We start from the raw sequence: 21882 nt of genomic DNA, 5'->3' as shown, positions 1-21882 counted from the left end.
TTTAATCATTTTGTGTCTCTCCTGACAATTGATAATTTCCAGAAAAAATTCCTAAATCAAAAATGTTGATTGTAGCATTATTATCAAAATCAGCTCGTGAGTCAAACCCAGAATCTCCAGAACTCAAATTGTAAGTGCCAGAGAAAATACCTAAATCAAATATATTGATCACATTATCATTGTTAACATCACCTGCTAATAGTACATCATTAAATGTTTCAATACTGTTGGCTGTTAGGTTTATGGTTTTTAAACGCTGTAAATACATAGGATGCTTTACAATAATTTTATATTCGCCTTGACTAATGGTTGATGGTAAACTGATTTCTCCTAAAGCATTTCCAAATTCAGTAAAAGTATATAACGGAGTTACTAAATCATTTATATGGAAAAGTTGTATGTCAAAATTACCACTATAGTCTGTTCGCCCTTGTAAAGAGACATTCAGTTGAAGACTGTATTCAGGGATTTCCACAGTAATTATTTGCTCACAAGAATCTGATACGTTACCAGATGCATCCGTAGCAATCCAAGTTATAGTGGTATCTCCTAAAGGAAAAGCATCTGTGAGTTCCAAGCCATCAGAGCGGCTAGCTTCAATATTAATATCACTATCACAATTATCAGTAATAAACGGTTCTGTAATGGTAATGTTTGCTTCAGTTGTACCAACCGATACAGCTTCAATTAGATCATCTGGACAGCTTATTTCTGGAGCTTCAATATCATTAATTACCGTCCAAATAAAATTAGTGGAAACATCTAAACTACCTGGTTTGCTTACTGTAATAGTCACTTCATAAACACCATCACTATTTGGTCCACCAGTAACTGCTGTTTCATCAATGACGCCAAATATTAATCCATTTGTAGGCTCAATATCTATACCCAAAGGCTGTCCGTTAATGGAATACACCAAATTGTCTGCTGGATTACCGCCAGAACCTTCAGCTTGAAAATCAGATAATTCCAGCTCACAGTCTGATCTATCAGCAATAGGTTCAATATTGAGAGGCGGATAGCTTATACCTAAAACCTCAATAGCATTAATTATTGGATTCTGTAGTTCAAATAGAAACTGTATGTCCATAACACCATCAGTGATTTCAATATTATTTTGAATCATACCTGCTATGCGATGTCCAAATTCTTTTGAAGGATCCAGTTTTTCAATGACTCTTATGTCTTCGATATTGACGTTAAAAATACGTTCATTAGGTTCTGATGTGCCATTATAAAGGTTAGCAAAATAGAGATTTACAATATAGGAACCATTTGGAAGGCTAATTGAATAAGTAACAGGGAAATCGAGGTCATTAGTGCTTAATTCAGAACGCATAATCTCTTCATACTCGGCTTGACTTATGTAGTCTGGAATAGAAACATCTCGATTTTCATAAATGATTTCGTCAATTGTAAATGGTGATCCAGAAGATACTACGTATGAATCTCCTGTTGTTGAGGTGTTGGCTTCCCATTCTGGGCCACCATCTGAAGCAAGTACCATAATACCACCTGAATTAATTCTAACAACTGGTGAATATATATCCGTTAATTCTCCAGTTAATGAAATGGTTGTGGGTGTGTTGGTGCCGTTGTGAACAACTTCTAACGAAGCTGTTTTTTCTCCCAAAATTTCGTCGGAACTGAAATCTACTGGAACTTTAACAGATGCGCCAGGACTTAAATTGAAAGGTAATTGAAAATCGCTTGAGAATAAATTAGAATTTGTTCCAATGAAATTTAAAGCAGTTATGGTTATCGAACTATCGGTAGGCCCACCCTCATTGTTAAGCGTAATATATTTTGTGCGTTGTGAATTGTTTACTGGAGTCAATCCAAAATTTAATGGTGCTGGATTGATAGAGAGTACACCATCAAGATTTTCATAAACTTCTATAAAATCCCAAGTCGCTGTAAAGGGATTTGGACTGGTATCACTCCTTGAAGTAGAAATAAGCCCTATTGCTAATCCTTTGTTATCAGAATCATCTAAAAAACTTGTTGGTAGAACAATAGGCGATCCTAATAAATTTAATGTTTCCCCATCATCAATAGAATAAAATGGTTGAGCCAGATTACTGACTGGATCAACAGAAATATATAAATTAATAGCACTTGAGTTTAATATATTAGGAATGTTATAGCTTTCGTTAACTGTAACGATGCCATTATCTTCTAAAACTACTTGTAGTCCATTTAAAGCATCAGCATTTAAAGTCCCATTCATAAAAACCAATTTCAAATAATTGTCTTGGTCACCAGTACCTAATTGAACACCATAAGATTGATAATCTATTGGAGCGTTTTGTGAGCCACCTGAACCAAAGTAAGGTGATTCAATTTTTGAGTGAACAGTAAAAGGATTTGAGTTTGAATCTACATTTACACCAAATTGAAAACCATAATCTTGATTGTTAAGTGCTTCAAATGCATCACCTCCAGTTACATTATCAACAGTGGCCTTTCCAGCAGCACCTCCAAACGATATGCTTTCTTCGTCAAATTGTGTTAGATAATCTGTTGTGCCATTTGGGTCTAACATAAGACCAGTAAAACCGAGTCCAAAGAAGCCTGTGCCTGGATCGTTATTCCAAAATGGGTAATCTATAGGCAAATTAGTTGTTGTACCATTATTAGGGTCTAATGCAAAAACATCATTCACGTCTAAAATAGTATCGTTATCATCATCGGGATCATTTAAATCAGAAATAAAATCACCATCATTATCTTTAGGTTTACTACTTTGTGAGCATGGGTTTGTGTTGTTATCTATTTCATCTTGATTGGTGTAACCATCACCATCATTGTCTGCATTTGGATCATAGCCTGCATCGCCTGGCAACAAACAATTAATATCTGTAGGTTCAAAAATAGTTACACTATTGGATCCATAAGTTGCAGCCCAAACTGTCCCAGGAAAAATATCATCATCACCTTGTGCGGTAACATCCAATGGTAAACTACCAAAACCATTAAAAGTGGTTTCAGATTCTAGTACTTCATCTCCAGATGCATTGAGGACGTATCGATTGATATTACCATTAAAAGATGCAGTTAAGATATTCCCTTGCATGTTACCACCAAAATTGGAAGCAGTATATTCTGTAATGCCATTAGTAGATGAATTGACTCGCGCTAGAATATTATTTCTTGGGCTGGCAATAGGTTCATCCGCTAAAAACTCACCAAGTTCTGGACGATCGGGAAAGTCCGTAATGGTAAAACTGGAGTTGAAATAACCAGATGTTCCGCTTATTAAAGTTTCTAAATCATAAGAATTTGTAGCAACCCAAGAGCCATCAACTTTTTCATAGGTGTAAATTCCAGCTCTTGATGGAAATGCCAATATAGGAATAGGGTGTCCGCCATAGTATGTTTCATTGGCATCATTAATAGTCCCTACGTAATGTAATGGATCATTAATAATTGTACTACCATTTTCGTTCAGCTCATTTTTAATATAATGGTTATTTGGGTCATAGACCATCGTGCTTTCATCACCTAAAAACGTATCAGTAGCGCTATCATAAATTCTAGGTAAACCACCCCAAAGGGAATTGGCACCATTATCTGAAGTATATATTTTCCCATTTTCAGCTATAACAACATCATAGGCATTTCTAAATCCTGCAGAAAAAATTTGAATAGGACCTCCAACTTCCGGGAAGGCCTGATTTAAACTATTATTTCCTCCAAACGGATCACCAATATCGATAGTCGCATTATACATGGGATGTCCTACTGGATAAGGGAATTCAGGATGTGTATTGTCAATATCTAAACGAGTTGGATCATTTAAAGTGGGTAAGTCATATACATAATTACTGCCATTTCTTGGGTCAGTATAAACTGGCATGCTCTCCAAATCTGTTAAATTCACAATTAACATGGAGCCTGAAAAGAAAAATTCTGGTGTACCAGCAAAATTGTTACTTGGAGCACCTTTATTAGTTTGTCCTCCTTGAACAATCAATAAAAAAGTGTCTCCGTTTCGTTCAAACATATCCAATCCATTCACAGCATGGTTTTCTTCACAGCGTGGTAATCCACGAATTAAATCGGTTTTTTCCCAAACACCATTAATTTTTTCGAGTCTGGATAACATACTGGAATTAGTATCTAGATTAGTATCATTACCGCCAGCACCACCACCTAACAAATAGTCAGAAGAAGTTACATATAAAACAGGGTTTTCGGCGGTTCCAGCCGTCATGATTCCTGTAATGAGTCGTTGCTGACTTGGATTGAAAACGCCTTCATCATTATGATTGGGAATACCAAATCGGATATTAGTTATTTCTTCGCTGTTAATAACGGTATAAGTACCATCACCAGCTACAGCATTATCACGTTCTATAGTATAAGCCCATATGATGCCATTCTGTTGAGCAACATATAATCTATCGTCTGGACCAAATTCTAAAGATGTTGGGTTTAAAACATTTTCATTCTGAAGCCCTGTTGAACCAAAGCTTATGGTTTGTGCAACTAAACTTGATGACATAAATGCCATGAGTAATAAAGTTGTGGTCAAGCAACCAAAACCAAACTTAAACGCGTTATTAATAAAGGTCATTCTTTTTAATTTTCAATTACTGCTATTAACCGAAAAATCTTTTTGGAAAGAGAATTATGATATAAATTTAAGTATATATACTTAAGCAAATGAGTAATTTATGGATTATTCGATGTAATGGAAAAATATTAGTTATGCTGAAAAATTAAATAAAAGAAGCCCTGAATCACAGGGCTTTTTATATTGCTTAATATGTGTTAAACTATTCTACTAAAACCCAATCACCTTTATTGATTAATGGTTCAGCTTGTTTATACTTTAAAGTCTTGTTTTCTCCACTCATAACGTGCTTTATTGTCACGCGATCATTTCGTCCAATTTTAGGTCTATCGCGTACAATGGTTTCAACAACCTCTTGTTGACGTTGTGTATTACCAGCTGCTCTGCTTTGAGCAGCACGTTCATCCATATTTGGAATTTCTTCTTTAGAAGTTTCTAGTTTTTCCTTCTTTCGGGTTTGACGAGCTTCCTGAATAGTATTTTGTGTTTCTGTTGGTAATTCACCTTTGAATAAAAATGAGATAACATCTTTATTCACATGGTCAATCATACTTTTAAACAACTCAAAAGCTTCAAACTTATAAATAAGTAGCGGATCTTTTTGCTCATGCACTGCCAATTGAACAGACTGTTTTAACTCATCCATTTTACGTAAATGTGTTTTCCAAGAATCATCAACTATGGCCAAGGTGATGTTCTTTTCAAAATCATTGATAAGTTGTTTACCATTGGTTTCATAAGCTTTTTCTAAATCTGTTACTACCTGCAGGTTTTTCACGCCATCAGTAAAAGGCACTACAATACGCTTAAACTTGTCGCGTTGCGTTTCATACACATTTTTAATAACAGGGAAAGCCATTTCAGCGTTACGCTCCATTTTTTCACGGTAATGCTCAAACGCAGCTTTGTATATTTTGCCTGCTAATTCCTGTGCTCCTAGTTTCCCAAATTCAGCTTCGGTAACTGGTGAGCTCATAGAGAAATAACGAATTAATTCAAATTCAAAATTCTTGTAATCATTGGCTTCCTTGTTAGATTCAGCAATACCTTCAGACGTATCATATATCATGTTGGCTAAATCTACACGTAAACGCTCACCATGTAAGGCATGACGACGACGCTTATAAACGACCTCACGTTGCGCATTCATCACATCATCATACTCCAATAATCTTTTACGAACTCCAAAGTTATTCTCTTCCACTTTTTTCTGAGCACGCTCAATAGATTTTGAAATCATGGAATGCTGAATAACCTCGCCTTCTTCCAAGCCCATTCTATCCATCATTTTGGCAATACGCTCACTACCAAATAATCGCATTAAATTATCTTCTAAAGACACGTAGAACTGTGAACTTCCTGGATCTCCTTGACGTCCAGCACGACCACGTAACTGTCTATCTACACGACGGGAATCATGACGTTCTGTACCAACTATAGCTAGACCACCTGCTGCTTTTACTTCGTCAGACAATTTAATATCGGTACCACGACCAGCCATGTTTGTTGCTATAGTTACTTGACCTTTTCGTCCAGCTTCATCTACAATTTCAGCTTCTTTTTTATGTTGCTTGGCATTTAAGACGTTATGAGGAATCTTTCGAATACTTAACATCTTACCCAATAATTCTGAAATCTCAACTGACGTTGTACCAATTAAAACCGGTCTTCCAGCTTGTGATAATTTAGTAACTTCATCAATTACGGCGTTGTATTTTTCACGTTTAGTTTTGTAAACTAAATCTTCACGGTCGTCACGCGCAATAGGTTTGTTAGTTGGAATTTCAACGACATCTAGCTTGTAAATTTCCCAGAATTCACCAGCTTCAGTTACGGCTGTACCAGTCATACCAGATAGCTTACGATACATTCTAAAGTAATTCTGTAACGTTACTGTTGCAAAAGTTTGGGTGGCGTCCTCGATTTTTACATTCTCTTTAGCCTCAATAGCCTGGTGTAAGCCGTCGCTATAACGGCGACCATCCATGATACGACCCGTTTGCTCATCAACAATCATTACCTTATTGTCCATGACCACGTATTGCGTGTCTTTTTCAAATAAAGCATATGCTTTAAGTAATTGATTTAAAGTATGAATGCGTTCTGATTTTACACCAAAGTCTCTAAATAAGTCTTCTTTAAGATTAGCTTCTTCTTCAGATGATAAGCCTTGTGACTCAATTTTTGCAATCTCGATACCAATTTCTGGCATGACGAAAAAGTTAGGATCATCTTTTCCTGAAAGAAATTCAATACCCTTATCCGTTAATTCAATTTGATTGTTTTTTTCCTCTATAACGTAGTATAATTCCGCATCAATTTTTGGCATTTCACGGTTATTATCTTGCATGTAGAAGTTTTCAGTTTTTTGAAGCAATTGCTTAATACCTTCTTCGCTTAAAAACTTAATTAGGGCTTTGTTTTTAGGCATACCACGATACACGCGTAATAATTGAAAACCACCTTCTTTTGTATCACCTTCAGTGATTAATTTTTTAGCTTCAGCTAAAACTCCAGTTAAATATTTTCGTTGAACTGAAACGATGTCATCAACTTTTGGTTTCAATTCAATGAACTCATGGCGATCACCTTGAGGAATTGGTCCAGAAATTATTAACGGTGTACGTGCATCATCAATTAATACTGAATCCACCTCATCTACAATGGCATAATGGTGTGGTCGTTGTACTAAATCGTCTGGCGAATGCGCCATATTATCACGCAAGTAATCAAAACCAAATTCATTGTTAGTTCCGTAAGTAATATCGGCACGATAAGCTTTTTTACGAGCAGCTGAATTGGGTTGATGATAATCAATACAATCGACACTTAAACCATGAAATTCAAATATAGGAGCCATCCAAGCACTATCACGTTTGGCCAAATAATCGTTTACAGTTACTAAATGAACACCACGACCAGCTAAAGCGTTTAAGTAAACCGGTAAGGTAGCTACCAATGTTTTACCTTCACCCGTTTGCATTTCAGCAATTTTACCTTGGTGCATGGCAATACCACCTATTAATTGCACGTCATAATGCACCATGTCCCAGGTGATGGGTTTCCCTGCTGCATCCCAGGAGTTTGCCCAGATTGCTTTATCATTGTCAAGTGTTACATAATCTTTTTCACCAGAAACTTCACGGTCAAATGTATTGGCTGTGACCTCAATTTCAGTATTATCAACAAAGCGTTTTGCTGTTTCTTTTACCACTGCGAAAGCTTCAGGTAAAATATCATTGAGAACACCTTCGGTTATGTCGTAAATTTCATCTTTTATTTTGTCTATTTCAAGATAGATATCTTCACGCTCATCAATATCTTCCGTATTTTCAGCTTGTTCTAATAAAGATTCTATTTTTTCATTCAGCGGTTTACGCGCTTCTTCAATTTTCTCCTTAAAAAAGCTGGTTTTAGCACGTAATTCGTCATGTGATAATTGCGCTAAAGCAGATTCAAATGTTTTTATTTGTTTAACTATAGGCATGATGGCTTTGACGTCTTGTTTTGATTTGTCGCCAACAAATACCTTTAGTACAGAATTTAAAAAACTCATGTTTGTATGTTTTAGTTTAACTAGCATGTATGCTAGTTTTGAAATATGTTTTACACTTTAAGATTTTAGGCTCTCAAAGATATGGTTGATTTGGTCAATTTTATAATTATCAGACACAAAAAAAGTCTCTGACGAGACTTTTTTATAAGCTTTTATAAATATTAATATTCATCCTCATTCCAGAGGTAATCTTCGTCAGTTGGATAATCTGGCCAGATTTCCTGAATAGATTCGTAAGAGTCTCCTTCATCTTCAATAGATTGTAAGTTTTCAACAACTTCTAAAGGTGCTCCAGTCCTAATTGAATAATCAATTAGTTCATCTTTTGTTGCTGGCCAAGGTGCATCACTTAAATAAGATGCTAATTCTAATGTCCAATACATTTGTAATGTGTTTTAATTTTTTTGCAAAAATAAATTTTTAGTTTAAATAGGCAAGAAAAAAAACAATTAATTACTCAATAATGATAAGAACGTGTTTTTTGCTGTACCCTTAACATAAAAACCCATGTTATTTTTACAGTAATAATAGTTTTAATCAAGAAGATGAATTAGTGTTTTTCAGGAATCCATTTAATTTCATCTGCTTGCAGGTCATAGGACAATTTCCGTGCCAATACAAAAAGATAGTCTGAGAGTCGGTTTAAATACTTTAAAGCCATAGGGTCTATAGGTTCTAAATCGTTTAGGGCAGAGGCTAAACGTTCCGCTCTACGGCACACACAACGCGCAATGTGACAGAATGACACGGTTTGGTGACCACCTGGTAATACAAAATGTGTCATTTGAGGTAACTCCGTATTCATGGTGTCCATTTCGGTTTCAAGTAGCGAGATATTTTTTTCTGAAATTTTTGGAATGTTCAGACGTTCTTTGCCACTTTTTAAAATAGCTTTTTCTGGATCAGTGGCTAATATGGCGCCAACTGTAAACAGCCTATCTTGAACGTGGGTAATAATATCTTTATAATGTTGTTTGATGTTTTGGTCACGAATAAGTCCTAAATGCGAGTTTAATTCATCAACAGTTCCGTAGCTGTCAATACGAATGTGGTGTTTGGGGACTCGTGTTCCTCCAAATAATGCTGTGGTTCCCTTATCGCCTGTTTTGGTGTAAATTTTCATGAGAACAAAGTTAAAGGTTAAATATTATTGAACAATGGCTTTATAGGCGAATTTTGAAGTGTTCTTTAACCTGTTCTTTTCTAAAAAACACGAAACCCCAGAAATAAGTGTCTATTGTGACTGTTACCTGCGGATATTTTTTAATCTGTTCCCAAGCTTCTGTCATGCCTTTTGACCAATAAATGTCATCGAAAACAAAAACACTATCATTGTTGGTTGTAGGTAACAATTGATTAAAATAATTGATTGTAGCTTCCTTGGTATGGTTACCATCAAAAAAAATCAAATCAAACGATTGGGACTTTAATTTTTGAAGATACGCATTAAAATCACCTGTAAGGATTGTTGTGTTTGTATGGTTTTTAAGTTGCTGTTTTGTGAATGTCGCTATGTTAGGGCAGCCCTCAATACTGATTATTTTCGATTTAGGATTCCCTAAAGCCAGTGCGTTAGTTGCTATGCCTAATGATGTGCCTAACTCTAACATGTTTTGAGGATTTAGATACTGTGTTAGTCTAAATAAGAGTTTACTCCGTTTTAATGTAGTTCCTGAAGTTTTAGCGATGTCAGAAATTTGACGTGTTTCTGATTTATGTTTTTTGGAGCCTGGTCCTAAATCGGTTATTTTAATCAGACTATCATTTCGTAATAAATGGGTTCTGTAGTGACTTAATTTTGAATAAGCAGTATATACGGTTTGGTCATAAAAGCATTTTGTAACCAAATCATAAATATAAGGCGAATGCACACCGTGTTGATTGGTAGATGATATGATAAATTTTAAATAGGATAGAATTGAATACCACATGGTTATTGTTCCATTTTTTCCATAAGTTCTAACCAGCGCATTTCTTTTTCTTCAATAGTATCTAAAATTACTTGTAATTGATTGGATAAATCTTGAATGGCATCGGTTGTTAAATCAGGATTAAGAAATTGACTTTCCAATTCTTTTTTGTTAAACTCCAATGATTTTAATTTACTTTCAATATTCTTAAACTCTTTTTGCTCGTTATAGGATAGGGTATTATTACTGTCTTTTTTCCATTGCTTTTTATCCTTTTTCGAATTGTCAGTAGTTTCAGGTTCTTGACTGTCTTCATAAATTCTAAAGTCAGAATAATTTCCTGGGAAATCTTCAATAACACCATCACCTCGGAATACAAATAAATGGTCAACAATTTTATCCATAAAATACCGGTCATGCGAAACTACAATGAGGCAGCCAGGAAAATCCAATAAGAAATTTTCGAGTACATTGAGCGTCACAATGTCTAAATCGTTGGTTGGTTCATCTAAAATTAAAAAATTAGGGTTTTGAATTAAGACTGTACATAAATATAGGCGTTTGCGTTCACCACCACTTAACTTTTCAACGAAATCATATTGCTTTTTTCTGTCGAAGAGAAATCGTTCCAACAGTTGTTGGGCACTAATTTGTCGTCCTTTTTTTAAAGGGATATAATCACCAAATTCTTTTATAACATCAATTACTTTTTGTTCTTGTTTAATAGGTATTCCGGATTGCGTGTAGTAACCAAATTTTACGGTTTCACCAATTACAACTTTTCCAGAATCTGGTACGACGGATTGTGTAATGATATTTAAGAAAGTTGATTTGCCAGTACCATTTTTTCCAATAATCCCAATACGTTCGCCTTTTTTAAAGGTGTATTCAAATTTGTTAAGTATGGTTTTGTCTTTATAGCTTTTCGAAATATTATGTAATTCCAATATTTTGCTACCCAACCGTTCCATGTTTAATTCCAATTGCACTTCATGGTCTTTTCTACGTTGATGCGCACGATGTTTAATGTCATGGAAATCATCAATACGTGATTTGGATTTTGTAGTACGTGCTTTGGGTTGCCTGCGCATCCAGTCCAATTCCTTTTTAAAGAGTTGTTTTGCTTTTCCCGTTTCAATAGCTTCACGCTCTATACGGGCTTCACGTTTTTCTAAATAGTAAGAGTAATTGCCTTTATAAGTATATAATTCGCCATGGTCTAGTTCAATAATTTCATTACACACACGCTCCAAGAAATAACGATCATGAGTAACCATAAATAAAGTGATTTGCTCCTTTGCAAAAAAAGATTCTAACCATTCAATCATTTCCAAATCCAAATGGTTGGTTGGCTCATCTAGAATTAAAAGGTCTGGTTTTTTCAGCAAGGCATTTGCTAAAGCTAGACGTTTTTTTTGTCCACCTGATAAGGTGCTTATCTTTTGGTTGAGGTTATCTAGCTTCAATTGAAACAGTATTTGCTTGTATTGTGTTTCAAAATCCCATGCATTGTGCCTATCCATATTGTCAAACGCTTTTTGATAAGCTTCCGTGTCGTCTGGATTTTTTATGGCAGTTTCGTACTGTTTTATAATATCTAGAATAGGATTTTTTGTATCAAAAATAGCCTGCTCCACAGTCAGGTTGCTATCTAATTTGGGGTCTTGCGATAAAAAAGCTGTAACAATATCTTTTCTGTATATAATTTGTCCAGAGTCTGGTTGGTCTCTTCCGGAAAGCATATTTAATATTGACGTTTTGCCTGTGCCATTTTTAGCCACAAAAGCTATTTTCTGATCTTTATGGATGCTAAAGGACAGATTTTCAAACAGCTTTAATTCGCCATAAGATTTCGAAATATTTTCAACAGTAAGGTAGTTCAACGGGTCTTTTTTGCAAATAACGTAAAAAAACCAAAATTTAAACGATTAGTTTTGATATTCCTAGTGAAAGGCTATATTTGTGAACAAACTTGTGCCCTCGATATGAAGCAATTGCATATTCTAGTTATACTTATTTTTTCAAGCGTTCTATCTTCTTGTATTCCTAATAAGGAATTGGTGTATCTACAAAATAGAGAAGGAGCTGTTGATAGTACACTTGCTATCACTGAGAAGCAAAAGCCTTACCGTATTCAGATAAATGATATTCTAAATATTCGTGTCAAGGCACTAGATCAAGAAAATGTTCAAATATTTAATCCGGTTGGTGAGCAGGAACTGAATATGGATACGGATCAACGGGCCTTTTTTGATGGCTTTACGGTTGATTTGCATGGTAACATTCGTGTGCCGGTTCTCGGAGAGATTAATGTGCTCGGTTATACAACAGAAGAGATAGAAAACATGTTGGAAAAAAAATTATTGGAGGAAGAATTTAAAGAAACCGCGAATATTTTTGTTTCTGTAAAATTAACCGGCTTACGATTTACAGTTAATGGGGAGGTTGGTTCCACAGGGACTCAAACGCTTTACCAACCCCGCGTTAATATTTTTGAGGCACTGGCTAATGCAGGCGATATTCAAGTAACTGGAAACCGAGAGGATGTCATGATTATCAGGCAGTATCCTCAAGGTCAAAAAATTCACCATTTAAATTTGCTGGATGTAGCCGTTATGGAATCACCCTACTATTATATTCAACCTAACGATATTATTTACGTTAAACCTTTAAAACAAAAATCTTGGGGGTTTGGTGTTACAGGACGCGAGTCCATAACAACTATAATAGCAGCTATGTCACTTATTACCACCACTATTTTATTGATTAATAGAATCTAAACTGTTATGAGTAACGAGCATTTGGACTTAGACCACCAGGAACGGAATCAAATAGCATTTGATTTTAAAGGCTATTTGTTTAAAGTCCTCAATCTGTGGAAATTTGTGCTTTTGTGCATTGGATTTGCATTGCTTATTGCTTATTTAATAAATGTTAGAAAACAGAATGTTTATAAATTAAGCTCCTTGATTTCTGTAGAAAATGATCAAAATCCATTTTTTACGGCAAACACCAGTATATCGTTTAATTGGGGAGGCGTATCGAATAAAGTAGGTAAAACCATTACAACTTTAAAGACGCGAACCCATAATGAAAAAGTAGTCGATTCTCTTCAATACTTTATGGATTACTTGGTTGAGGGAAAATATCGTAAGGTTGATATTTATAAAACATCTCCGTTTGTTATCGATTTAAATTTGTCTGGTAACCAAGTGCTTAATTACCCCATAGGCATTCGGTTTTTAGATCAGTCACATTTTGAGGTATTTACACAATTTGAATCTAGTAGTAGGCTGTCACAACGTTACGATTCTAAAGACATGGTTCCTATTGATGTTCCGATAGGTGAATTTAAGAAAAAATTCAAGATTGGAGATAGTATAGCACTTCCTTTTTTAAGTGGTCGATTATTTTTAAGAGAAGAAGTTAAAACGGTTAAGCCACTTTCAGAATATTATATCCAATTCAACAGTTTTGATGCTATAGTAAACCACTACCAAGCTAGAATAATAGCACAAACTTTTAATGCTAATGCTTCATCTGTTTTACAATTATCATTGGCTGGACATAACAAATCTAAAATAGTTGATTATTTAAATACTACGGCCGCCATTTTGAGCCGAACAGAATTGGAACGAAAAAACTTGTATGCTTCCAATACCATCAAGTTTATTGATAGCTCTCTTAAAGCAGTAAATGCTGATTTGAAAGATGTTAATAATGAGATGAATGTTTTTAGAAAACAAAATAAAGTTTTTAATATTGATGCCGAGATGGCTGAAGTATCATCTAAACTAAAAGAGCTAGAAAGACAAAAGGAAGAGGAACGTGTTAAATTAGACTATTTAAGTTTACTTGAGACCTACCTCAACACTAAAACTGATTATACCAATATTGCTGCGCCGACATCGGTTGGTATTGATGAACCAAATATATTAAGTAGTGTTAGGACTATTACATCTTTGGCTATTGAGCGCCAAAACATGGAATATACGACTCGGGAAGGGTCTGATTTGTTTAAAGATCTAGACAGACGTATTGAAGCTGAAAAGCAGGTTCTGTTGGAAACCATTAGTTCTACAAAAAATACTATTAATACACTTATAAACTCCATAAATAGAAATATAGCGAATTTTGAAAGTAAATTAAGTGGCTTGCCAGAGGATCAGCAACAATACCTGCGTATTCAGCGTAAACTAGATATTAGTCAAGAGGCCTATAATCTTTATTTAGCCAAACGTGGTGAAGCGGCCATAGTGAAAGCGGCTAATATTTCAGATATTACCATTGTGGATGAAGCCAAAGATATTGGAGGCGGTAAAATAGGTCCTAATAAATCCTTGAATTATATGATGGGGCTAATGATGGGATTTTTTATACCCATGTTCCTGATTTTTATTGTGTTCTTATTGGATACAACTATCCATGGTTCCGATGAAATAGAGCAGTTATCTAGTATTCCAATATTAGGACTTATTGGTAAGTATCGTTATCACAACAATTTGGTGGTTTTTGAAAAACCTAAGTCTGCCGTTGCAGAATCGTTTCGTTCTATTCGTTCAAGTCTGCAATTTATTTTAAATAAAACACCAAAACCAGGTGGTCGCACCATTATGGTAACTTCTTCGGTTAGTGGAGAGGGAAAGACATTTACTTCCATAAATATTGCTACCGTTTATGCATTATCTGGCAAAAAAACAATTTTATTAGGTTTAGACTTGCGTAAACCTAAAATATTTGATGATTTTGAATTGACGAATGATTATGGGATGGTTAATTATTTTATTGATGATTTGAACTTTGATGATGTTGTTAATAAAACACACATTGAAAATTTATCTGTTGTTCCGGCTGGTCCGATACCTCCCAATCCCTCAGAGTTGTTAATGAGTGATAGAATGGAAATACTCGTTTCTAATTTACGAGAAACCTATGATATCATTATTTTAGACACACCACCTTTAGGCCTGGTCACAGACGCTTTGGAACTCGTGAAATATGCAGACACCACCATTTTTATGGTGCGTTTGGATTATACCAAAAAGGGGATGTTGCAATTAATTAACGCTAAATATCGAGGCGGCGAGATTAAAAATATTAGTTTTGTACTCAATTTTTACAAGCATAAAACCAATCACAATTATGGTTATGGCTACGGATATGGCTATGGCTATGGATACGGCTACGGTGTTTATGGTAATGCTTATCATGAGGATGGTAAACGTAGTACCTGGAAAAAAGTAACAGATTTTATTAAACGCATTTAAACCACAACCTCTTAAATTTAAATTTCCCCCATTTAAACATGAAAAAACAGAATATTACAATCGTTGGACTTGGTTATGTTGGACTGCCTCTGGCTGTTGAATTTGCCAAAAAATTCCCAGTGATTGGTTTTGACATTAACAGTAAACGTGTAGCGGAATTGCAAAATGGCATCGATAGAACGCTTGAAGTAACAGAACCTGAATTGAAGTCCGTTTTAACCCAAGAACCTCATGCTGTTGGATTACGCATTACGGATTTGGTGTCAGATACTGATACATCAAACATTTACATTATAACGGTGCCAACGCCAACCGATGACTTAAATAAACCTGTTTTTACCCCTTTAATTAAAGCCAGTGAAACCATAGGTAGGGTTTTGAAAAAGGATGATATTGTTATTTACGAATCAACAGTTTACCCAGGAGTCACAGAAGATATTTGTGTGCCTATATTAGAATCTGTTTCTGGATTAACTTTCAATTCAGATTTTTACGCTGGTTATTCACCTGAACGCATTAATCCGGGCGATAAAAAGCATACGGTTACTAAAATTTTAAAGGTAACATCGGGTTCTACACCCGAAATAGCTGATGTTGTGGATGATTTGTATAAGTCCATCATTACTGCAGGTACGCACAAAGCACCTTCAATTAAAGTTGCCGAGGCTGCCAAAGTTATAGAAAACTCTCAGCGCGATATTAACATTGCTTTTGTTAATGAGCTTTCTAAAATTTTTAGATTATTGGATATAGATACACAAGCGGTTTTAGAAGCTGCCGGTACGAAATGGAATTTCATCAAGTTCACACCTGGTTTGGTTGGTGGTCATTGTATAGGGGTTGACCCTTATTATTTGGCACAGAAGGCTATTGAGAGTGGTTATAATCCTGAAATTATTTTAGCAGGTCGGAAAATGAATGATAGTATGGGGAGCTATGTCGCGACAGAAACTGTGAAGTTGATGATAAAAAAAGGTGCTACCATTAAGGGGTCCAAAGTTTTGGTTTTGGGTATTACTTTTAAAGAAAACTGCCCTGACATCAGAAACTCTAGAGCCATTGATATTATTAGAGAATTTGAAGCTTACCATGTTGATGTAGATGTTTACGATCCATGGGCTTCTAAAGAAGAAGTGCGCGACGAGTATGGTTTTGAGCTATTGACCAATGCTTCTGAATTGGCGGATGCATATGAGGCTATTGTGCTAGCTGTGAGCCATCAAGAATTTTTAGAATTAGATATTAATCAATTAAAATCAGAACACGGTGTTGTGTTTGATGTTAAATCGCTATTACCAAAGCATTTAGTGGATGCACGGTTGTAGGGTGATTGGTAGTAGGTAGTTGTGAGGGATTAGTTTGTAGTTGCAGTTGTCAGTTTCGTTTAGAAAGCGAACAAAGAAAAGAGACTAGATTGAATTTCGAGAGAAACAACAACTGGATGTCATTACGAGGAGCGTAGCGACGCGGCAATCTCAAAAGAATAATCTTAATAGTATTATAATGCAATGTCATGAAACCAGGGTTTGTATATATTTTAACCAACACAAATAATACAACATTATATGTTGGTGTGACTTCAGATATCATAATTAGGATTAAGCAACATAAGGAAAAACATAATCCAAAATCATTTACTTCAAAGTATAACTTGCATAAGCTTGTTTATTTTGAAGCTTTTCAAATGATAGGTGATGCGATTGATAGAGAAAAGCAATTAAAGGCAGGAAGTAGATTGAAAAAGGAGGCGTTGATTAATAATTTAAACCCAAACTGGAAGGATTTGTTTGAACAAGTAAAAAAGGACTTTGAAGATTTTGAGTAATAATAAGAACGCAAAAATGTATAAATACGTGGTCTTTTTGTGTCATTATCAAGGAGGTACTACTGAAGTAATTTGTTAATTCAATCTATCGAATATGAGATTGCTTCGCTCTGCTCGCAATGACACTTACATTTTAATACCGTTACCCGATTAGGCTTATCGGTTTGTCTAATTAGCTCATTATTTCGTTTGTAATCCTATAATTAGTTTTATTTTTACATCATAACCTGAACTTTATTTACGAAAGCATGTATCATTCAACCGACTTATCTAGACTTAATTTTTTAGTAACCGGAGGCGGAGGCTTTATCGGAAGCAATCTAGTTGGCTATCTTTTGCAACATGGTGCGCAAAAAGTCCGTGTGCTTGATGATTTTTCTAATGGCTATCGTGAAAACCTTACCGAGTTTATGAATAATCCTTCATTTGAACTGCTAGAAGGCGATATACGTGATTTGAATACCTGTCATGAAGCTATGGATGGTATGAACTATGTTTCGCACCAAGCTGCACTGGGTTCTGTTCCACGCTCCATAAATGATCCAGTTACTACCAATGCTGTTAATATATCTGGGTTTTTAAATATGATGATAGCGTTAAAGGATTCAAAGTCTGTTAAACGTATGGTTTATGCTGCTTCCAGTTCTACTTATGGCGATAGTAAAAACCTGCCCAAAATAGAAGATACCATTGGTAAGCCTTTGTCTCCATATGCTGTTACCAAATATGTTAATGAATTGTATGCTGATGTATTTGGTAAAACCTATGGGACAGATGTTATTGGATTACGCTATTTCAATGTGTTTGGCCCTAAGCAGAGTCCCAATGGTGCTTATGCTGCAGTTATACCTTTATTTATGCAAGCGTTAAAAGACAACCAGTCGCCTAAAATTAATGGTGATGGTGAGCAAACACGTGATTTTACCTATGTTGACAATGCTGTACAAGCTAATATAAAAGGCTTTTTTGCTGATGATAAAGCTCGCAATCAGGTTTTTAATGTGGCCTGTGGTGAACGTATTTCAGTTAATTATTTGTGGGAATCTTTACAGTTAGCTGCCCATTCTGATTTAAAAGCTACCTATGGACCGCCACGCCAAGGTGATGTTCGTGATAGTTTGGCTGATATCTCTAAAGCCCATGACCTGTTGGGTTATGAGCCACAAATTTCGGTTCGTGAGGGTTTGAAATTGACTTGGGATTTTTTTAATAAGTAGTTATTAGTGAGTCGCAGTAAGGAGATGGTTTTTTTGTCATAGTATGTATTTTGGAATTGTTTCTCGATACTATTTGCTGTTACTAATGAATCAGCAAATCACTTGAAGTGACGCATTGGGTTTGCGAAACAGATGTTGACGAGCTCAATACAAGAGTTTAGTATGAAAATGGATTGCCATCTAGTTTATAGCTCGCAATTACAGAGGCGTTTTTAAATATTAGTTCTTTATTATGCTTTGTTGTTAAAATGGCATTCTTTATATTAGCCCTAACCAAAAACACCCGTTAATTTGAGTACTCCAGATAACGATCAATGGCTATATACCATTTCCTCAAAACGTAAGCTTATAGACTTAAATTTTAAGGAAATTTGGCGTTATCGTGATTTGTTAATTTTGTTTGTAAAGCGTGATATTGTTACGGTTTACAAACAAACGGTATTGGGACCATTATGGTATGTTATACAACCCTTATTTACTTCGGTAATTTTCACTCTTGTTTTTAATAGCCTTGGGAATATACAAACAGGAAGTGTTCCACCGTTTTTATTTAATCTTGCTGGTATTACGGCTTGGAATTATTTTAGGGAATGTTTGACTAAAACTTCAAGTACGTTTACAGTAAACGCTAATATTTTTGGGAAGGTTTATTTTCCAAGAGTTATTATGCCCATGTCTGTTACCATTTCTAATCTATTGAAATTTGGAATACAGCTAGTTATTTTTATTGGGTTTTTAATTTATTATTGTTTTAATGGTTTCGTTTTGACTATTAATACAAGCTTACTTTTGTTTCCTATTTATGTTATAATGATGGCTTTGTTAGGGCTTGGTCTTGGGATGATTATCTCATCTATGACTACTAAATATCGAGATTTAAATGTTTTGGTTGGTTTTGGGGTTCAGTTATTAATGTATATGTCTGCTGTACCTTATCCTGTTTCAGAAGCTCAAAGTAAGTTTCCAGAGATTGTGGCTCAATTTGTTATTTATAATCCAGTGACACAAATTGTTGAAGGGTTTAGATATATGCTACTAGGAATGGGGTATTTTAGCTGGGTTGGATTTATTTACACCTTAATAATAAGCGTTATAGTATTTTTGTTTGGGCTGATTATTTTTAATAGAACAGAGAAAATATTTGTGGATACCGTTTAGTAGTTAGTGGAGAGTAAGAAAAAATTGAATTGCAAATAAAAAATAGAACAAAGCGTATTTATGGTTATTCTCAAAGCTGAACATATTAGTAAGCAATACCGTCTTGGATTGGTGGGTACAGGTACTATAAGCCATGATTTAAACCGTTGGTGGTATCGGGTGCGCGGAAAGGAAGATCCTTATTTGAAAGTAGGTTCTGTAAATGATAGAAGTGCCAAAGCTGATAGTGATTATGTTTGGGCGCTGCAGGACATTAATTTTGAGGTGCATAAGGGGGAGGTGCTTGGAATTATTGGCAAAAATGGCGCAGGTAAGAGTACCTTGTTAAAAATACTATCACGAGTTACAAGTCCTACCACAGGCGACATAAAAACTAAAGGTCGTATTGCCAGTTTACTGGAAGTTGGGACGGGGTTTCACCCAGAATTAACTGGCAGGGAAAACATATATTTGAACGGCGCTATTTTGGGGATGACTAAATCTGAAATTAAGGCAAAAGAAAGTGAAATCATTGCCTTTAGTGGTTGTGAGCGTTATGTAGATACACCTGTGAAGCGATATAGTTCTGGGATGCGTGTACGATTGGCTTTTGCGGTTGCGGCGCATTTGGAGCCCGATATTTTGGTGGTTGATGAGGTACTGGCTGTAGGGGATGCCGAATTCCAAAAAAAAGCCGTGGGTAAAATGCAGGACATCAGCAAAGGAGATGGGCGTACGGTATTGTTTGTAAGTCATAATATGGCAGCGGTAAAAAGTTTGTGTACACGGGCTATGGTATTAGAGCATGGAACAACAGTTTTTGAGGGTAATACTGATGAGGCTGTGGATTATTATTTACAGATTAATTCACAAAATAATTCTTATCAATTTATAAATGATAATCAAATTAAAGAGTCAGACATTTTAGAAATAGTTGTGAAAAAAGAAGGTATTCCAAGTAATGTTTTTTCTTTTTCTGATGCTATTGACATTGAATTTAAACTAAAAGTTGCTTCAAATGACTTAAAAGCGAGGTTAGGTTTTAAAGTAATTGACAAATCTGAAAGAATCGTTTTTTCAACGAATATTAATTTAATTGATTATATTGATTCTGAAGGGGTGTACGTTTTCAAGGTTACTATACCTAGTTTGTTACTTTCTCCTAACAATTATAACATTACAGTAGGATATCATGTATTTAAAAAATATATTATTAGGAAATTAGATAATATTGTAAACTTCTCAATTGAAGAAACAGGAACAAAATTTCAAAATCATTTTAATGATGATATTGGTTGTGTCATAATTGATTGTGACTGGAGATTAATTAACTAGATTTATGCAAGAAAATCAATTATTGTTTTTAATATCTCAACCACGTTCTGGGTCATCATTGCTTCAACAATTGTTACTTAATAGTGAGCAAATTTTTTCGGTACCTGAACCTTGGATGATGCTTTCATTAATTCATACCTATAAAAGTACATCTATTTCTTCTAGTTATAATCCTAATTTTGCTGCTTCCAATTTCACCTCATTTTTGGAATTGACTGACAATGGTTTAAAAGATTTTAAAAGTCAAATAAAAGAACTTGCTTTAGAAACTTATAATATTAGGAAGCCGTTTAAAGGCTATTTTTTAGATAAAACACCTAGATATTACCACATATTGGAAGATTTAAATGAATTATTCCCAAATGCCAAATACGTATTTTTAGTTAGAAACCCCTTATCTGTTTTTGCTTCTATGCTCGATTATAACTTTAAAGGAAAATACTTTAAGTTTTTATCATCATCAGACAGAACGGATGATTTGTTTTTAGCTCCAAAAAACATAAGCAATTTTGCTAATAAACACAATAAACATATTTTAATTGAGTATGAGAAATTGGTTAAGAATCCTGAGCTTGAGCTAAAAAAAATTTTCAATTACTTGTCTTTGGAAGTTCCTAAAAATATGTTGACCTATAATCTTGAAGAGACATTTAGTGAAACAAAATCTATAGATACCAAAAGCTTAAAAAAGCATCAACAAGCTACAGATAATTATATTGATAGTTGGAAAAAAATAATTGACACAAGTCAAAAGAAAGAACTAGCTTTGGGTTATTTAAAAGAGCTGCAGAAAAGTAATCCTGATTATTTTGAATACGATTTAAATACAATTATTACAAATTTAAAAAAACATAAGCCTAAAAAAAGTTATATATTTAATTCTAGTTTTGAGCTTTTAACAAAAAAGGATGAGGAATTGAGTTTGGGAAGACTTATTAAGAAACGTTTGATTTTAAAACTTCAAAGAGAATAAAATGATTGAAGAAATAAAGTATAATAATCAACTATTGGGAATACTTGTTAAATCATCATATGAAAAGGAGGGCATCTCTTTTT

The 21882-nt window shown here is 34.7% G+C and carries 14 protein-coding genes; 8 read left to right on the top strand and 6 right to left on the bottom strand.

The genetic code is table 11. The features are described from left to right. Nucleotide 1: 1 nt before the first annotated feature. From HGK31_RS07640 to HGK31_RS07615, 6 genes are all read right to left on the bottom strand, one after another. Nucleotides 2–4579: a malectin domain-containing carbohydrate-binding protein gene (locus tag HGK31_RS07640; protein ID WP_191859210.1), complete on the bottom strand. Its 4578-nt coding sequence runs from the start codon at nucleotides 4577–4579 to the stop codon at nucleotides 2–4. 202 nt (nucleotides 4580–4781) lie between these two features. Continuing rightward, nucleotides 4782–8135, bottom strand: coding sequence for a preprotein translocase subunit SecA (secA, locus tag HGK31_RS07635; protein ID WP_191859209.1), 3354 nt, complete (start codon nucleotides 8133–8135; stop codon nucleotides 4782–4784). Nucleotides 8136–8296: 161 nt separating this feature from the next. Then, nucleotides 8297–8518, bottom strand: coding sequence for a DUF2795 domain-containing protein (locus tag HGK31_RS07630; RefSeq protein ID WP_008637498.1), 222 nt, complete (start codon nucleotides 8516–8518; stop codon nucleotides 8297–8299). Nucleotides 8519–8685: 167 nt separating this feature from the next. After that, nucleotides 8686–9258 (bottom strand): cob(I)yrinic acid a,c-diamide adenosyltransferase, encoded by a 573-nt coding sequence (locus HGK31_RS07625; protein ID WP_191859208.1) that lies wholly within the window; start codon nucleotides 9256–9258, stop codon nucleotides 8686–8688. 40 nt (nucleotides 9259–9298) lie between these two features. Continuing rightward, nucleotides 9299–10066: an O-methyltransferase gene (locus tag HGK31_RS07620; RefSeq protein WP_191859207.1), complete on the bottom strand. Its 768-nt coding sequence runs from the start codon at nucleotides 10064–10066 to the stop codon at nucleotides 9299–9301. A 2-nt stretch (nucleotides 10067–10068) separates the two neighbouring features. Further along, nucleotides 10069–11928 (bottom strand): ABC-F family ATP-binding cassette domain-containing protein, encoded by a 1860-nt coding sequence (locus tag HGK31_RS07615; RefSeq protein WP_191859206.1) that lies wholly within the window; start codon nucleotides 11926–11928, stop codon nucleotides 10069–10071. A gap of 102 nt (nucleotides 11929–12030) precedes the next feature. Between HGK31_RS07615 and HGK31_RS07610 the strand changes: the two genes are divergently transcribed. The 8 genes from HGK31_RS07610 to HGK31_RS07575 all read left to right on the top strand — a co-directional run bounded on the left by HGK31_RS07610 (nucleotide 12031) and on the right by HGK31_RS07575 (nucleotide 21799). After that, entirely contained in the window at nucleotides 12031–12825 is a 795-nt protein-coding gene (locus HGK31_RS07610) for a polysaccharide biosynthesis/export family protein (protein WP_191859205.1), read from the top strand. A 6-nt stretch (nucleotides 12826–12831) separates the two neighbouring features. Then, a complete protein-coding gene (locus HGK31_RS07605) occupies nucleotides 12832–15312 on the top strand; it encodes an exopolysaccharide transport family protein (RefSeq protein WP_191859204.1) in 2481 nt (826 codons plus the stop codon). Nucleotides 15313–15350: 38 nt separating this feature from the next. Beyond that, a complete protein-coding gene (locus tag HGK31_RS07600; RefSeq protein WP_191859203.1) occupies nucleotides 15351–16637 on the top strand; it encodes a nucleotide sugar dehydrogenase in 1287 nt (428 codons plus the stop codon). A gap of 188 nt (nucleotides 16638–16825) precedes the next feature. After that, nucleotides 16826–17137, top strand: a complete 312-nt coding sequence (locus HGK31_RS07595; protein WP_191859202.1) for a GIY-YIG nuclease family protein — start codon at nucleotides 16826–16828, stop codon at nucleotides 17135–17137. A 248-nt stretch (nucleotides 17138–17385) separates the two neighbouring features. Beyond that, on the top strand, nucleotides 17386–18354 hold the full coding sequence (locus tag HGK31_RS07590; protein WP_191859201.1) for an SDR family oxidoreductase: 969 nt from the start codon (nucleotides 17386–17388) through the stop codon (nucleotides 18352–18354). 291 nt (nucleotides 18355–18645) lie between these two features. Beyond that, a complete protein-coding gene (locus HGK31_RS07585; protein ID WP_191859200.1) occupies nucleotides 18646–19512 on the top strand; it encodes an ABC transporter permease in 867 nt (288 codons plus the stop codon). 60 nt (nucleotides 19513–19572) lie between these two features. Next, nucleotides 19573–20826, top strand: a complete 1254-nt coding sequence (locus HGK31_RS07580; RefSeq protein WP_191859199.1) for an ABC transporter ATP-binding protein — start codon at nucleotides 19573–19575, stop codon at nucleotides 20824–20826. Between the two features lie 4 nt (nucleotides 20827–20830). Further along, nucleotides 20831–21799, top strand: coding sequence for a sulfotransferase family protein (locus HGK31_RS07575; RefSeq protein WP_191859198.1), 969 nt, complete (start codon nucleotides 20831–20833; stop codon nucleotides 21797–21799). The last annotated feature ends 83 nt before the right edge of the window (nucleotides 21800–21882 follow it).

This window comes from Hanstruepera ponticola, assembly GCF_012931685.1.
Lineage (GTDB): Bacteria > Bacteroidota > Bacteroidia > Flavobacteriales > Flavobacteriaceae > Hanstruepera > Hanstruepera ponticola.
This window is presented reverse-complemented; position numbering and strand designations above follow the sequence as displayed.

What these genes read in the sequence shown, in the direction of transcription:
- HGK31_RS07640 (WP_191859210.1), bottom strand. Translation starts at nt 4,579, where the DNA reads ATGACCTTTATTAATAACGCGTTTAAGTTTGGTTTTGGTTGCTTGACC.
- secA (WP_191859209.1), bottom strand. Translation starts at nt 8,135, where the DNA reads ATGAGTTTTTTAAATTCTGTACTAAAGGTATTTGTTGGCGACAAATCA.
- HGK31_RS07630 (WP_008637498.1), bottom strand. Translation starts at nt 8,518, where the DNA reads ATGTATTGGACATTAGAATTAGCATCTTATTTAAGTGATGCACCTTGG.
- HGK31_RS07625 (WP_191859208.1), bottom strand. Translation starts at nt 9,258, where the DNA reads ATGAAAATTTACACCAAAACAGGCGATAAGGGAACCACAGCATTATTT.
- HGK31_RS07620 (WP_191859207.1), bottom strand. Translation starts at nt 10,066, where the DNA reads ATGTGGTATTCAATTCTATCCTATTTAAAATTTATCATATCATCTACC.
- HGK31_RS07610 (WP_191859205.1), top strand. Translation starts at nt 12,031, where the DNA reads ATGAAGCAATTGCATATTCTAGTTATACTTATTTTTTCAAGCGTTCTA.
- HGK31_RS07605 (WP_191859204.1), top strand. Translation starts at nt 12,832, where the DNA reads ATGAGTAACGAGCATTTGGACTTAGACCACCAGGAACGGAATCAAATA.
- HGK31_RS07600 (WP_191859203.1), top strand. Translation starts at nt 15,351, where the DNA reads ATGAAAAAACAGAATATTACAATCGTTGGACTTGGTTATGTTGGACTG.
- HGK31_RS07595 (WP_191859202.1), top strand. Translation starts at nt 16,826, where the DNA reads ATGAAACCAGGGTTTGTATATATTTTAACCAACACAAATAATACAACA.
- HGK31_RS07590 (WP_191859201.1), top strand. Translation starts at nt 17,386, where the DNA reads ATGTATCATTCAACCGACTTATCTAGACTTAATTTTTTAGTAACCGGA.
- HGK31_RS07580 (WP_191859199.1), top strand. Translation starts at nt 19,573, where the DNA reads ATGGTTATTCTCAAAGCTGAACATATTAGTAAGCAATACCGTCTTGGA.
- HGK31_RS07575 (WP_191859198.1), top strand. Translation starts at nt 20,831, where the DNA reads ATGCAAGAAAATCAATTATTGTTTTTAATATCTCAACCACGTTCTGGG.